The organism is Alkanindiges hydrocarboniclasticus (assembly GCF_001982605.1).
GTDB classification, from domain to species: Bacteria; Pseudomonadota; Gammaproteobacteria; order Pseudomonadales; family Moraxellaceae; genus Alkanindiges; species Alkanindiges hydrocarboniclasticus.
Genome location: NZ_MLCN01000047.1, coordinates 1 through 13,283, shown reverse-complemented (window position 1 = coordinate 13,283; position 13,283 = coordinate 1). Strand labels below are relative to the sequence as shown.

Here is a 13,283-nt window from a genome sequence, read left to right as displayed (position 1 = left end):
CCAGAGCAAAGGCAATGGGTTTTTAAAAGGTTAGCCGACAAGATACGAAGTTAGGGTGCTTAAAGTGCCTAAAAACGTCTGGGACGGTGGTACTACAACCTGTTGTGTAGAAACATAGGGAGCAGGGTTGTCTAAGTTTAAATCAGCAATAGGTGCTGGTTCAGCGTTAATAAGATTTTCTGAGTCTGCTTGAAGAATTTCTTCATGATCATACTCAAAAATAGGTTCTTCAAGCTTAAAGCCCGAAAATGCCGGAATAATCTTGTTCGCTTCTTCAATTGCTTTTTCAAACTGGTTGACATCCTTAATGGATGACCAGCGGTCAATTAATACTGTTGGCAAATCCATGTGATAATACATAGACATACTTTCAGCAATTAAACGAGTCGCAAGTTCAATAACCATTTCTCGGTCTGATGTAATCTTATGATCCAGCGAATGAATATATACCAGAGCACGCAATAAGGTCATGTTCTGATAAATTACGTCATCTTTTGCCAGCTCATCCAAAATAATTATTTTGGTGGTCAGCTTAGGTTTAGCGCCAAAAGCAATCTTGTAAAACAGACTGTGGCAGATATTCCTAAGATAACTATTTACGCGATTGACATCAGAAAAAGAAGCTAGTGAGTCTTGATAACCAAAACCATCAACCTGATCAGCATTGTAAAAAACCTCCGGTTGTTTCGTCCAGTTGTCACCATTTTTAACCGATAGCAAACTGGGCACAGCAACCGCATGATCGTGCAATTTTAATTCCTTACTATTGAATTTAAGCTCAGTAGCAGAAATCCAAAGGTTCGACTTAAACCCACGTTTAGCCCTAACCGCAGTTAAAACCGGATCAAAAAAAGGCTTATTACCATATCGTGAGCTATATTTAAAATTACAACCACCATTGGCAACATTGGTGATGGTTAACATATGAAGTAAAAAACGCATGCGGCTATTCACTTCTTTGGCGTCAAAGAATGTAGCTTTGTAATTCATGAAAAAAACCTCTCTGTGACGCAGAGATAGCGATCTTTTAAGTGTTCACTTAAAAAACGCCATCAAAGCGTAATTTAAGTGAAAATAAAAGATGAATCTAATATACGATCTATTTAATTATTGTTCAATTAATTTACAAAAGTAAAAAATAAGAAAACTCAAGCAAATGCAAGGGTTTTCATAATTAAAGATTAACGATATACATCTACTATCCGACCAGTTTTAATAAACTCATGCGGATGAACTATATAGCGTGTACGTTCAGCATCACTAAATACATGGTCAACGTGAACTGAAAATCCAGCTTGTTGACATTGATTCAGGAAGTTTTCTTCCGTCTTGAAATCATCATGCCATTTAGTTGATTTAGTGGGATCGTAGTAACCATAAAACTGATCACGAAGCAGAGCATATTTGGCAAAGGCTATAGCAGCGTCAGTCATCAATAATTTACGGTCTTCGATATATCGATTAACATCATCATTTGCCCCTTCCATTTCATATAGGTACTCAAAATCAACCTTTAAATTTGGAAATTGGCTAGATGCAAGCTCACTATTAATTTCAGAAAAATCTGGAAAAAACATGATAAAAAACCTCTCTGTAATGCAGAGATAGCAGCAATCTTAAGTATTCACTTAAAATCCTGCCATCAAAGCAGGATAAAAGTAAAAATAAAAACTACAGATTGAATATACGAATAATTAATTTTTAGTCAAGTTGAATTAGCTGGTATAGGTAAGTATAGATTTAAAGAGAGTAAAACAGAATCACAGTTGTAGTTGGTTATTCCGAATGGCCAGAATGGGCTATCAAAATTTTTAATTTTCGATCATAAATAGAAAAACCCAAAGCAATGGCAATGGGTTTTTATAAGGTTAAGACTTATGCTTTTGTTTAGCACGTTTACGTTCAGCTCGTCGATCCAAATAACCGCCATGGTCGAACAAGAAGGATAGAATATGTCCTAAGGTGTAGCAAACCATACAAATAGCAGCAAACGAGCAAAAAATCTTGAATCGCAAGTTTGGATCAAGCACTGGATTATCATTGTACCCAAAGAGAACCAGCGTAAAGATGCCAAGTATAACAATGTAGTACATAAAATATTTCATAAAAACCTCTCTGTGACGCAGAGATAGCGGCAATTCCAAGTATTCACTTAGGATTCCGCCATCAAAGCGGAAAAATAAAAGTGAATAAAAGAACAGCAAATCTAATATACGATTTATTTAATTATTGTTCAATTAATTGATATTTAAAAATGAAAAAAACCCAGAGCAATGGCAATGGGTTTAATATAGGTTAAGATTGTAAGCATGTCTGGAAAACATGGACAATCAGTTCACATTCAAAAATATCGATAAATTCGACAAAATTGGTAGTGAAAGATTTACGAGCAAAATGTTCAGTCTTAAAATAACCATGGATCATTTGCGAAACAGCAAGTTGGATATCGCCGCTTAAATGACCATAATTTTTCAATTTAGAAAGAGCACTATCAACATTAGGTGTTGAGAATGAATTCCAGAAATTGTAAGACGTTTGTGAATCTAATGGAAAATTAATTCCTGAATCAGATGCACAAAAATGTTCATCAGGTGAACCAATGAATAAAGCATTGGCATCAAAAGAATGAGCATATAGAACGTTTTGAACAGCAGCAATAGAAACTTGCATAAGAACCTCTCTGTGACGCAGAGATAGCGATCTTTAAGTATTCACTTAAATAATCGCTATCAAAGCGAAAAATTTAAGTGAAAAATAAAAGACCTTTATAATATACGAATTATTTTAATATTGCTCAAGCCCAGACCACCGAATTATTTAACTAATTAATAAAATATCCAATATTAAACAGGACATAAGAAAAATATATCCCAAACATCTTGCCGCTTTATGATGACAACCTGATCAACATCATTCTCAATAAAGACAGAGACTAGCTTGTCCAGATACGCTTTTGAATTCTCATTGTGCTGGCCACCAGAGCGCATTTTTAAGTGTCGTATAAGGACATTTGAAGCCTGCACGGAATCCAGACCAATACGTCTTGCATACTCTCTTAAACCATTTCTGTCACAATAAAGTGCAATTGCTCGGATGCTTTGTTGGGCAGTTAACATAGAAGCGTGAAAAATGTGGAATGATTAATAGATATATTGCTCATATATGATTTGTCCTTGAAAAACTTAAACAAATTCCAATTCTTATTCTTGCTGTCTGTTTATTTACTATACATTATTTTTGTGATTATCACATTAAATCAAGCCTAATGCCCAAAAGAAAAAAACCCAAAGCAAAGCAATGGGTTTTTATGATTTTTTGGTTAAACGACAGCTTCAGTATCAGCAGCATTTTCACCAAAATCTTCAGTAGGCAGAGTGAGACTATACATCCAGATTGCAGCTTTGGATGCTTCATCAACAGCTTTACCGAAAAATTCCGGATCAACAGATTTAGCCAAGTTCAACCAACCTGCAATATATGCAGAGTGAGAGCTTAGTGGAATCTTGTCTAATCCGAGCATGCTTGAAAGAAATACGCTGCATAACTCTGCAACAACTTCTTCTTTAGCATATGGTATTGACCCAAAGGAACCTTTTTCCCAGTCAGCTCTAAGCACTTTACCACTAGAATGACCAAGTTCATGGGCATATGTCGTGATAAACCCCTTAACAGAATCAAAGTCGAGAATAGCTGGCAGCGTGACTGCGTGGTTAGCACGGGAATAAAATGCATTACTCCCACCTTCAACTATATTAACCTTAACACCGCTGGCTTTGGCTATCTGATCCAAGGTTTTGATCTGGGTTTCTGAATCAATATCGATAAGCACGTCAGGACAAACCAATTTATCGCCATTTTCATCAAGAAGTTGATCCTTGTTAAAAACAGTATAGTACTTGGCTAGCCAGTAATGCTTAGGTAACTCAGGTGTACTGTCCTTGGTTTCAACTCTGCTGTAAAACGCAACAACAGTCCCCTTGGCACCTTTTGCTACTTTCCATTTTTTTTGATTCGCCTGCTTTAACGTTAACCATTCAGTTGAACGATATCCTTCAAGCATACGAACCCACATTAGCATCAAAGCATTCATGCCTCGATATGGCTTTTGTGTTATTGCAGAACGATTAACACCAAATGGCATTACAAATTCGCCGGTGGCAAATTGTTCCTCTATCTGACGGGCAAGCTCTGCAAATTTTGGGTGAACATTTGATTTAGACATTAAAAAACCTCTCTGTGACGCAGAGATAGCGGCAATTCCAAGTATTCACTTAGGATTCCGCCATCAAAGCGGAAAAATAAAAGTGAATAAAAAGATTACAAAAGTAATATACGATTAATTGTTTTTTACTTCAATCAATTAAAAGATTAATGATTATTAAAATTGTTCAAAATTTAATATATCAACCTATTTAAAAGCAAAAAATTATTAATTATTAGAATGAATTAAATTATTGAAAAGCATGATAAGCCCTTCTAAATTGATTTGTCGTTAAAAATTTTTCATCTATAAATTAGAAAACCCAAAGCAAAGGCAATGGGTTTCAAGGGGTCAGTAACGGTTAAGCCCATTCAAAATCACCTATAGCATAGCAATGTTTATAGACATCATCACTTAGCTTAAGGATTAAAATATGCTGGGTGTAAAAACACAGTGCATCTTTAATTTGAGCGGGATCGAGATTTGAAGAGGCAAGCTCACTCAATGAAACATCCATAAAACGCATCTTTTGGCCACCAAGTAACGTGCAATAAACCTCATGTATTTCATTTATTAAATTCATGAACCTTATTTGCTTTAGCCATTGCATATACTCATTGCTGGTACATGGAATTTCCATACGTTGCTTGGTTTGCGCTTGAATCCAGTTTCTATATCGTTCAGCAGTCCGGTGATGCATGGAATGCAAGTTATCGATACATTGACCAGTTACGAAAGTTTCATGGTCATTAAATACGCCATAAATATAAGTTCCTTTACGGCCGTTTAATCGACTCAAAAGATGAATTGGATCAATTGATGAGTTTGTCTGGATACGAACACGGATATTTGCTGTAGTCTGTAAGTTACAAAGATAATTAATTGCAATATCAATGTCATTCATGAAAAAAACCTCTCTGTAACGCAGAGATAGCGATCTTTTAAGTATTCACTTAAAAAAACGCCATCAAAGCGTAATTTAAGTGAAAAAATAAAAGACGAATCTAATATACGATCTATTTTATTATTGTTCAATTGTTGATTAGAAGAAAAAAACCCAAAGCAATGCCTTGGGTTTTTATAAGTCTACAGAAATGCAGCATTGAACATGGTTAAACCTTTCAGTGTATTATCCAGTTCGATTAGTGCAATTTTATTGCATAAGAAATAGACGTCATAAAAGTTAGTACTATTCTTTAGAATTAACGTCTTATCACCATCTGACTCTTCAATCAGGAACCCATCACTTTGGTGAAGCAGCAATAAGCAATCTTCTATACTTGGGCGGATCAAATGGCCTTCTGTAAAATGGTAAAGCGTATATGCAGTCATATCCCTTGTTTGATTAAGCGATGTTGCATAAACCTCCATCTGTTCTGCCTTGGTAATAGCTTGGCATTTAGACAGTGTTTCCGCTTTGCCTGACCATTCAACTCGTTGGATATAGGTGAACATGATTTAAAACCTCTCTGTAATGCAGAGATAGCAGTAATCTTAAGTAATCACTTAAAATCCTGCCATCAAAACAGGGTTAAAGTGAAATTAAAGACTACAATACAAATATAATGCTTTATTAATTATTAGACAATCAAAGTAAATATTGGAAGGAAAGGGACGATGATTTAAAAAGAAAACCCAATGCAATGCACTGGGTCATGAAGTTAATTCCAGAGTATTGGTTGGTACCCAAGTTTTTCCTGAAGCTCCTTATCATTGATCAATGCAGATGCAATGACAGGCGCTTGTGGATCATTGAGACCTTGTGCAAACTCTATAAGATCATTGGCCAGAAATATACTGACCTCATGTGCAGGATACTTGAAGCCATGCTTCAACAGAATGTAGCCACCAAGCACCTTTTGAAAGCAAAAGCCGTCTGAAAAATACATCATGTTATCCTGAAAACCAAGCTGAACAAGCCCCAGTTTCTCACTGAAAACCCTGATTTGATCGAGTTCTTCAAGAATTACAGGTTCCTGATAATCCAATACAAATTCAAGAAGTTTACAGTGTGTCTCAAGTACTTGCTGCCGGCTGCGGCTGCTTATCCAATCAATTTGATGAATCATGCAAAAGCTATCAAAACAGAGTGAAATAATACTTGGGCGGTATAGCTTGCCCAATCTGGTTTTTGGATAGTTGCATGGAATACTAACGATGGAATCAGAACACATAAACACCTCTCTGTAACGCTAAGATAGCGATCTTTAAGAATTTACTTAAAGATCACGCACAAAGTGAAATCTAAGTAAAAATAAAGATTTCTAAACTATATCGTTTAATTAATCTTTAATCAAACATCACTACAAATAGCTAATATGATATATTACCAAATTAATTATTGTTTAAAGGAAATTGTCTTATGTCTTCATGGGGTGGTGTTTTAGATTTTATAACAGGTGGGGATTTAAGAAAGGAGGAACAAAAACGTGTGCAAGCTCCAGAAGTAAAGGTTTGTGCTGACCTCATTGGTTGTAATGATTCCAAACTTTATACAGGCCAGCAAAATGTTCTCCTGCATTCCAGTGAAGACGATTGTTTTCACTATTATTTAATCAGCACCAGTCAGTGCTCAGAAATCTATAACGTGAGTAATTTTTATATGGGTATTCCCGAGCAACTATTTAGCCTTAAGTACATCAAGCTTTTATATGCTGATAGCAGGTTTGCCCCAGCCTTACGGATTACATCCATTAGTTATTTGGGCTATATGAAAAAAAGTAGATTTAGGGAAGAGTTGTTTTAAGGTTAAAAAAACCCAAAGCAAAGGCAATGGGTTTTAATGGTTAATGTTGTTTGAATGAAGGCACCAGATAGGAATGCGCCTCACTCAAAATGGTAGCTATTTTAAATGCACTATCAAACCGTACAGTCAAACGCTGAATTTCACTGGGATCAAATACAACACGAGGTGTATCAAGACCAAGGACTCGCAGATAATATCCAACATAGGCAACCATAAGTCGCTTATTCAGGATATCACGCCGCGAATTTCGGATATTCTCTATCGCATCATCAAAACTTACACATCTGGCCAGTTCAGCTAGTTTCGCATTACTGATATCTTGTGGCACCAATGGATAAGCTCGGTACGCAACGTAGGAATATGCCGTACCATCAGCTGCATAAAAACAATAACCATAATTTTCATTCAGGGTGATATGAATATCACGATCCTGTGTTTTGGTACTTATGAATAATTCATTAGTGCCACGACTTGCAAGACCAATCATCAAATGCCGGCCATAAATTGCATGTTTTGAGCGATTCATGACGAGTTTAGGTTTAACATTAAATGACTTTTGAACGAAGTGATTAAAATTTTTAAGAAGTGCTTCCTCAAAACCAGTTTGTACAGCCTTGTTGATCAGGGATTTTGCAGAAGAATCCTTAAAGCGGGTAGTAACCATAAAACCTCTCTATGACGCAGAGATAGCGATCTTTTAAGTATTTACTTAAAGAACGCCATCAAAGCGAAAATTAAATAAAAAATAAAAGATAACCTAATATACGAGTTCGATAGCTTCTGGTCAAGAAAGAGTCACAAACAATCCACCAACAAAAAAATAATATAAAATATATTGCCATATTAATTGAATTAACAATAATTAATTGAATATTAACTGGGTTATCAATAGAGGAAGTGAGCTGCCATGTACCTTATGAATCCAGTTTTTTGTTTGGATGTTGCAATACATCTCGTTATCCTTTGGCTTTTATTTTTAAGGCAAGTCTATAGTTTTAGCCTTAAGAATTTTGGTAAACATGTTATTTTGATACTAATTAGTTTTACCACCTTTACGATACTAATCTATTTTATTTCCTAGAAATAAATTGCGTCTTTTTTAAATTCTGAGACATCATCCGGCATTGAAAGTAACATCTGGGCAAAGATGATATTTAGTAAACCTTTCTCCTTATAAGCTTTTACTTTTTCTGCAAAATCATGTTCGGTTTTAAAATTTACATTAAACTTCCAAAGGATTTTGGGATTGCTGGGAATAGCCGTATTTTTTGGCTTATGCCTATTATTTTCTTCAAGTATTTTCTTTGCGTATTTGGCCACATCATAGTTAATAGGGTTTTCTGGAAGTGTTTCCAAAACTTTTTTAAAGGCTTGGGGTAACACGCCAGCGTCCTTATATCTGCTGAATTTTTCTGCATAATAAGGGTTGGTCTTAAAATTGGCACACGCGCTCCAGCTTAAGCGATGCGAGTCATGGATCACTTCTGCTTTAAGTTGGCAATTGGGACGATTTAATGTCGTCCGGATGATTGCGGCTTCCATAAAATTTCCAAAAAATTAATTGCCTCATCTTAACCATTATAGTCAAGTAATTAAAGTGTACATAATTTATTCAATTACCTATTTATATTGTATAATTAATTACTTTGTTAATTTATTTTTTATTTAATGAATGATAGTACTACCATTGATTGGGTGAAGGAAATCAGTGGCGCTGATCCCAATGTTTTAAAGAAAAGACGCGGCCGGCCGGTTACAGGTACCGCTAAAACCACTGGTGAACGCAATCGTTGCCGTTTGAATAAAATTGAACAAAACATTAGCCTTTCGCCAGATCAATGGGGATATCCGGAATGCATCAAGATATTGGGAAATAAAACCTTAAGGCTGCAACATGGGATGCTGGCCATACAACGGCTCCAGCAGCTGATTACGGTTGAATTGGATGTTGCAGTGACAAAAAGTCAGGGATTGTCATGAATATCGAAAAGAACTATCACATGCTGCATGCCATTATGGCCAATAACAATCAACTTTTTCATGAAGCATTAATACTAAAGGCATTAGATGGCGATTTCACCTCATCAGTGGACTTGCCACAACTGGCCAGTCATTATCAATCCATTCTTGCTGAATATAGTCTAAGCGATTTAAGACTGGCCGGAATCCCATTAAATGATCTGGCCTATGTTCACAGTATTCTAATGTGGGGGGTACATCGATGGGTGTTTAAAATCCCCAAAGGGTACCCTGAATTACTGTTAAGTACCAATCCCCCGCATAAGCTGCCTTATTACCTATTTGACCATCTCACTGCCCAGAGCACCTATATTGATGTAAGCTTTGGCACCTATGATGGCATCCTTGTTTTAAAAGATGCCTACCATGATCCCTGTAACCAGTTAAATAAAGTTGTTGAAGTGTCAGTCTTGGGTCAAGACAATCAGTTTACTGGGCAAAGATTTCTCCTGACTTTTGATGCTGATGATTTTTTAGTTGTCCCTGAACTGGATGCCACTACAAAGGCTGTAGTGAACCTAATTTGTTTATCAGTGGGTTATTATGCGTCAGGCAGTACCGAGAATTGCCGAAGGATTGCCCTTAATGCCAACACCTATGAAATAGGTAACGACTTACATGTCATGACTTTGAAAGCAGGCCAAAATCTCAAGATAAGAATGCCATACTGGCAGGGGTATTGGCAAAATGACCTGCTTGGAAACAAGCAATATGTTCTAAAGCTGATAAGTCCAACAACAAGTATTAGTTAAAAAATAAAATTATATTGCCAATTTAATTTATATAGAATATATTTAATGAAGGGTATTGAGGTTTTGACATGAAAGAATTAACACTGGCCGATTTAAAAGATCAGCATTTTATTATTGATTCCATTGAAGTTGATGGGTCTTTCTGGTCTGTCACCAAGCAGGCAATGTCAATAACCTGCCTGAATTCTGAAGTTATCTTTAATGGTACGGCACAGGTCAGGATGGGAGATAATCAAACATATTTTCTGCTGCCATGGAAAATATCCCTGAAGTGGATTGAAGCGCTCGACAGGCTTGAGCACTCAGAAGTTCACTATGACTGGGCTCAAAGCCGTTGCAAGAATGTCATGGTTTTTGATGAGATGGGTTACGAAGAAAAACAGGCCAAAGTGGGCGATGCCATCAAGCAGGTTATGGCCGACATCCGTCCCGATTTTGAGAATTATATTAATGGAAAAATAATGCTTGAGCTTTCTCGGACACCATTGTTCAGTCAATTCATGCAGGAAATTAACGATTTTAAATGTGGTGGACACCTGCGCCAGATGCAGCCCATACAATTATTAACTTACAAATATCAGCTTCCGTATGCAACTGTCTTGAATTTCTATCAGCTTGGTAAAGCTTATGCTGTTGAAAAGGTAATATCCCATTCATTTGTTGATCAAATATCACATGGATCGTCAATCATTGAAAAGTCAGTAAAGTTAGTGCAGGTAATAAGGCCTGAACTGGTTGAGGGAGCTTCGGAAACTTCACAAAGAGAAGTCTTGCAGCTGGATGGTATTCGATCCGTGATTGACCTGACGAATGAACTTGAATGTGTTTTTGCCCACAAAATTGCTGATTATCTATTTAGCCACTATTCTCCCTTGAAGCGTCAGTATAGTGACACTATTAGCCGGATTTTTAAGGTGTAGAGGGATGCATATACCAGATTCCTACAAGGCTTTATTCCATATCAAGCATACGATCCTGATTGTTGGCCTGATGCTGGGGGCAACAGTACTGCTGGGTGCGTACAATGGGTACCAGAACCACAAGGATGAACAACAGCAGGCAATGCAAAAGCTCAAGTCTATCCATGGGTTTGAAACTATGCCTGCATGCCAAGCATTGGCTGATGTTGGCTTACCCACTTATCAATATCGGCCAGCATTTGAGGGCGCAAGTGAATGGGTATGCCACTCCGTTGACACTGCTTTTTCCAACGACAGTAAAGCCACGATTTTGTATACGGCAACCGGTAATGCCTATAAAGTCACAGGAGTCAGCCTGCGTTTTAATAGTCGTCAATCAGCGCTTAATGGTAAAGCCTATCAGTGGGCATTACAAATATATGCCAGCCTCGCGGTTAGCTTACACGAAAAGCTGACAGGTCGGGATATGGTTGAGGCTAATCTAAAGCAAATTGGGGCAGGGAAGAATTTTGTAGTAGATCATCCTGACCTAAAAATCAGGGAGGAGTTTACTTCAATTCAGGGCGCGAATAGCATAGGTATGCAATATAGCATTCAGGCGTACTAGGATTTGCCATGCCTTCTCGGGAACAGGGGATTACACTGTCTAAGGCGCTTGGACAGATTAAATCGGTTTTAACCGGCCATGTACAAGGTATGTGGATCAGGGCTGAAATTGCACGAATTTCGCCAGTTACAAAAAATCGTCCTGTGTATGTGGAGCTGACTGAAAAAGGTAAGTGCGATCAGGTCGTGGCTAGTAGTAGGGCTATCATAAGTCCTTCCTACCATAAAATAATGACTAAATTTACCCAGTGCACAGGAACATCCCTGAGTGCAGGTCTCTGCATCCTGATCTATGTCGAGGTTACATTTAGCCAAATATACGGGTTTTCCTTTACGATCAAGGAAATTGATGCAAGTTTTACACTCGGTGAGCTGGCACAGAAAAAAGATATGATTCGGCAGCGCTTGAAGGATGAGCAGCTGTATGGACTCAACAAACAGCTTGATCATCCCTTTGACATACGGCAAATCATCGTTATAGCGCCCCAGCATGCTGCCGGTCTTGAAGACTTCAAGCAAGGCACCCATGCTCTTGAGTTACACCAAGTATGTAAGTTCCACTACTATTATTCTGTATTTCAGGGTGCCACTGCCAGCCGGAACATCATTGATGCCCTGCGTCTGGCTGCAAAAGAATGGCATGGACACTCTGCCCATAACCCAGACTTAATTGTAATCATTCGGGGTGGTGGAGCAGCTGGTGATTTAGTGTGGCTCAATGACTGGGAGCTGGCACAGTTTATTGCAAAAAAGAAAGTCCCTGTCTGGACAGGGATTGGCCATGAACGGGATAACTGTATTCTGGATGAAATTGCTCACCGGAATTTTGGTACCCCCAGCAAGGTCATTGAAGAAATTAAGCAATGCATCGTGGCACGGGCTCAGGAAATTAAGGTACTCATGGCGGAAACCGCAGATGAGGTCAAGCGGAAGCTTGAACATAGCCGACAGTTCAATGACAAGCATATACTGGCCATTAAAGAGCTAGCGCACAGAACCATAGTGGGTGAGAGACAGCAAATTGGAGTGATGCAAAACAGCATTGTTTTGGATTTAAGGCAGCATATGAGCAGACACCGCCTAGCTGTTAAACAAGACATCCTCCAGACCAAAGAGTTAGTATATAACTTGATAAATCAGGAAAAAAATAAAATTGGCCATGACCTGACGATGACTTTAAGTTTAAGCCCCAGACATTTACTGGGCAGAGGCTATGCCATCGTTCATGATGGCGATGGGAAAACAGTAACTTCAACCGGTCAGCTCAACAGGGGTGATCCCATAGAAATCACAGTCCAAGATGGCACGATTAAAGCCACCGTTGAAAGGGTTCAGCATGAGTGATGTAAAGACATATAAGGAAAACCGCCAGATACTCAAAGATAATCTTCAGGTTCTGCAACAATCAGCTGAAGTGGATATCGATAGCTTACTGGGTATCGTAGAAGCTTCTGTAGATGCATATAAGCAATGCGCAACCCGAATTGATGCGGTTGAGGCAGCATTAGGCGAGGCATTAAAAGGATTAGGTAATGATTAAAGGAATAAGCCCAGTTGTGCTGCTCATTCTGGTGACAGGATTGGTTCAGGCAGCACCAGCCTATCAGCTTGCTGCAACGGATATTGCCCGGATGCAGCAGTCAATAAATCAACAGGTTGAAAGACTTGATGATAAGGATCGCGACCATTATGAACGCCGGTTCACGGCGCTTGAAAAGCGAAGAGCCAATATGAATGCTCAATCTTTAGCGAATAAACAGGCAATATCCAATGTGCAGGAGCTGGGAAAAAAAATGGGCACAAACAGGCCAAGCAGTACCGCTTACGAATACGGCAAGCAGATGGGAACAAAGGCATTAAGTCAAAGTCAGATAAATGGTAGTAAAGATAGGATGGAAAACTTTTAAAAAATAATACCTTAACTTTGATTTAATGACATTCATATCTAATAATTTAAGTATTTTGGCATTAATTAATTTTATTATTGGCAATAAACTTAACAATTAGAGTCTAATAAAAAATAATGATTTGGTTATTAT

At 37.8% G+C, this 13,283-nt stretch carries 17 protein-coding genes; 8 read left to right on the top strand and 9 right to left on the bottom strand.

The genetic code is table 11. The annotated features are described in order from the left end of the window. Positions 1–30: 30 nt before the first annotated feature. From BKE30_RS14140 to BKE30_RS14115, 7 genes are all read right to left on the bottom strand, one after another. Positions 31–990: a hypothetical protein gene (locus BKE30_RS14140; protein ID WP_076879215.1), complete on the bottom strand. Its 960-nt coding sequence runs from the start codon at positions 988–990 to the stop codon at positions 31–33. Between the two features lie 191 nt (positions 991–1,181). Continuing rightward, positions 1,182–1,577, bottom strand: a complete 396-nt coding sequence (locus BKE30_RS14135) for a hypothetical protein (protein WP_076879214.1) — start codon at positions 1,575–1,577, stop codon at positions 1,182–1,184. Positions 1,578–2,295: 718 nt separating this feature from the next. Then, a complete protein-coding gene (locus tag BKE30_RS15895) occupies positions 2,296–2,670 on the bottom strand; it encodes a hypothetical protein (protein WP_143253772.1) in 375 nt (124 codons plus the stop codon). 649 nt (positions 2,671–3,319) lie between these two features. Next, positions 3,320–4,222 (bottom strand): zincin-like metallopeptidase domain-containing protein, encoded by a 903-nt coding sequence (locus BKE30_RS14130; RefSeq protein WP_076879213.1) that lies wholly within the window; start codon positions 4,220–4,222, stop codon positions 3,320–3,322. Between the two features lie 340 nt (positions 4,223–4,562). Continuing rightward, entirely contained in the window at positions 4,563–5,105 is a 543-nt protein-coding gene (locus BKE30_RS14125; RefSeq protein WP_076879212.1) for a hypothetical protein, read from the bottom strand. Between the two features lie 182 nt (positions 5,106–5,287). Continuing rightward, positions 5,288–5,656, bottom strand: a complete 369-nt coding sequence (locus BKE30_RS14120) for a hypothetical protein (protein ID WP_076879211.1) — start codon at positions 5,654–5,656, stop codon at positions 5,288–5,290. 206 nt (positions 5,657–5,862) lie between these two features. Continuing rightward, positions 5,863–6,270 (bottom strand): hypothetical protein, encoded by a 408-nt coding sequence (locus tag BKE30_RS14115; protein ID WP_076879210.1) that lies wholly within the window; start codon positions 6,268–6,270, stop codon positions 5,863–5,865. Between the two features lie 293 nt (positions 6,271–6,563). Here BKE30_RS14115 and BKE30_RS14110 point away from each other — a divergent pair, with 293 nt between their 5' ends. Continuing rightward, positions 6,564–6,947, top strand: a complete 384-nt coding sequence (locus BKE30_RS14110) for a hypothetical protein (protein WP_076879209.1) — start codon at positions 6,564–6,566, stop codon at positions 6,945–6,947. 40 nt (positions 6,948–6,987) lie between these two features. On the opposite strand, the gene BKE30_RS14105 is transcribed toward BKE30_RS14110, so the two are convergent. Further along, positions 6,988–7,611, bottom strand: coding sequence for a hypothetical protein (locus tag BKE30_RS14105; RefSeq protein ID WP_076879208.1), 624 nt, complete (start codon positions 7,609–7,611; stop codon positions 6,988–6,990). Between the two features lie 413 nt (positions 7,612–8,024). Further along, positions 8,025–8,489, bottom strand: a complete 465-nt coding sequence (locus BKE30_RS14100) for a hypothetical protein (protein WP_076879207.1) — start codon at positions 8,487–8,489, stop codon at positions 8,025–8,027. Between the two features lie 126 nt (positions 8,490–8,615). Between BKE30_RS14100 and BKE30_RS14095 the strand changes: the two genes are divergently transcribed. The 7 genes from BKE30_RS14095 (at position 8,616) to BKE30_RS14065 (ending at position 13,151) form a co-directional block, all read left to right on the top strand. After that, positions 8,616–8,927, top strand: coding sequence for a hypothetical protein (locus BKE30_RS14095; RefSeq protein ID WP_076879206.1), 312 nt, complete (start codon positions 8,616–8,618; stop codon positions 8,925–8,927). After that, positions 8,924–9,718 carry a hypothetical protein gene (locus BKE30_RS14090; RefSeq protein ID WP_076879205.1) on the top strand — a complete coding sequence of 265 codons (795 nt, stop codon included), beginning with the start codon at positions 8,924–8,926 and terminating at the stop codon, positions 9,716–9,718. The genes BKE30_RS14095 and BKE30_RS14090 overlap by 4 nt, the downstream gene beginning before the upstream one ends. Positions 9,719–9,786: 68 nt before the next feature. Next, positions 9,787–10,638 (top strand): hypothetical protein, encoded by an 852-nt coding sequence (locus BKE30_RS14085; protein ID WP_076879204.1) that lies wholly within the window; start codon positions 9,787–9,789, stop codon positions 10,636–10,638. 4 nt (positions 10,639–10,642) lie between these two features. Further along, on the top strand, positions 10,643–11,245 hold the full coding sequence (locus tag BKE30_RS14080; RefSeq protein WP_076879203.1) for a hypothetical protein: 603 nt from the start codon (positions 10,643–10,645) through the stop codon (positions 11,243–11,245). Between the two features lie 8 nt (positions 11,246–11,253). Further along, on the top strand, positions 11,254–12,588 hold the full coding sequence (gene xseA / locus BKE30_RS14075) for an exodeoxyribonuclease VII large subunit (RefSeq protein ID WP_076879202.1): 1,335 nt from the start codon (positions 11,254–11,256) through the stop codon (positions 12,586–12,588). Then, positions 12,581–12,784, top strand: coding sequence for an exodeoxyribonuclease VII small subunit (xseB, locus tag BKE30_RS14070; protein ID WP_143253771.1), 204 nt, complete (start codon positions 12,581–12,583; stop codon positions 12,782–12,784). The genes xseA and xseB overlap by 8 nt, the downstream gene beginning before the upstream one ends. Next, entirely contained in the window at positions 12,777–13,151 is a 375-nt protein-coding gene (locus BKE30_RS14065; protein ID WP_076879200.1) for a hypothetical protein, read from the top strand. The genes xseB and BKE30_RS14065 overlap by 8 nt, the downstream gene beginning before the upstream one ends. Positions 13,152–13,283 lie beyond the last annotated feature (132 nt).

Bases quoted from the DNA above. Each gene is read 5' to 3' on its own strand.
- BKE30_RS14140 (WP_076879215.1), bottom strand. From the start codon at position 990: ATGAATTACAAAGCTACATTCTTTGACGCCAAAGAAGTGAATAGCCGC.
- BKE30_RS14135 (WP_076879214.1), bottom strand. From the start codon at position 1,577: ATGTTTTTTCCAGATTTTTCTGAAATTAATAGTGAGCTTGCATCTAGC.
- BKE30_RS15895 (WP_143253772.1), bottom strand. From the start codon at position 2,670: ATGCAAGTTTCTATTGCTGCTGTTCAAAACGTTCTATATGCTCATTCT.
- BKE30_RS14130 (WP_076879213.1), bottom strand. From the start codon at position 4,222: ATGTCTAAATCAAATGTTCACCCAAAATTTGCAGAGCTTGCCCGTCAG.
- BKE30_RS14125 (WP_076879212.1), bottom strand. From the start codon at position 5,105: ATGAATGACATTGATATTGCAATTAATTATCTTTGTAACTTACAGACT.
- BKE30_RS14120 (WP_076879211.1), bottom strand. From the start codon at position 5,656: ATGTTCACCTATATCCAACGAGTTGAATGGTCAGGCAAAGCGGAAACA.
- BKE30_RS14115 (WP_076879210.1), bottom strand. From the start codon at position 6,270: ATGATTCATCAAATTGATTGGATAAGCAGCCGCAGCCGGCAGCAAGTA.
- BKE30_RS14110 (WP_076879209.1), top strand. From the start codon at position 6,564: ATGTCTTCATGGGGTGGTGTTTTAGATTTTATAACAGGTGGGGATTTA.
- BKE30_RS14105 (WP_076879208.1), bottom strand. From the start codon at position 7,611: ATGGTTACTACCCGCTTTAAGGATTCTTCTGCAAAATCCCTGATCAAC.
- BKE30_RS14100 (WP_076879207.1), bottom strand. From the start codon at position 8,489: ATGGAAGCCGCAATCATCCGGACGACATTAAATCGTCCCAATTGCCAA.
- BKE30_RS14095 (WP_076879206.1), top strand. From the start codon at position 8,616: ATGAATGATAGTACTACCATTGATTGGGTGAAGGAAATCAGTGGCGCT.
- BKE30_RS14090 (WP_076879205.1), top strand. From the start codon at position 8,924: ATGAATATCGAAAAGAACTATCACATGCTGCATGCCATTATGGCCAAT.
- BKE30_RS14085 (WP_076879204.1), top strand. From the start codon at position 9,787: ATGAAAGAATTAACACTGGCCGATTTAAAAGATCAGCATTTTATTATT.
- BKE30_RS14080 (WP_076879203.1), top strand. From the start codon at position 10,643: ATGCATATACCAGATTCCTACAAGGCTTTATTCCATATCAAGCATACG.
- xseA (WP_076879202.1), top strand. From the start codon at position 11,254: ATGCCTTCTCGGGAACAGGGGATTACACTGTCTAAGGCGCTTGGACAG.
- xseB (WP_143253771.1), top strand. From the start codon at position 12,581: ATGAGTGATGTAAAGACATATAAGGAAAACCGCCAGATACTCAAAGAT.
- BKE30_RS14065 (WP_076879200.1), top strand. From the start codon at position 12,777: ATGATTAAAGGAATAAGCCCAGTTGTGCTGCTCATTCTGGTGACAGGA.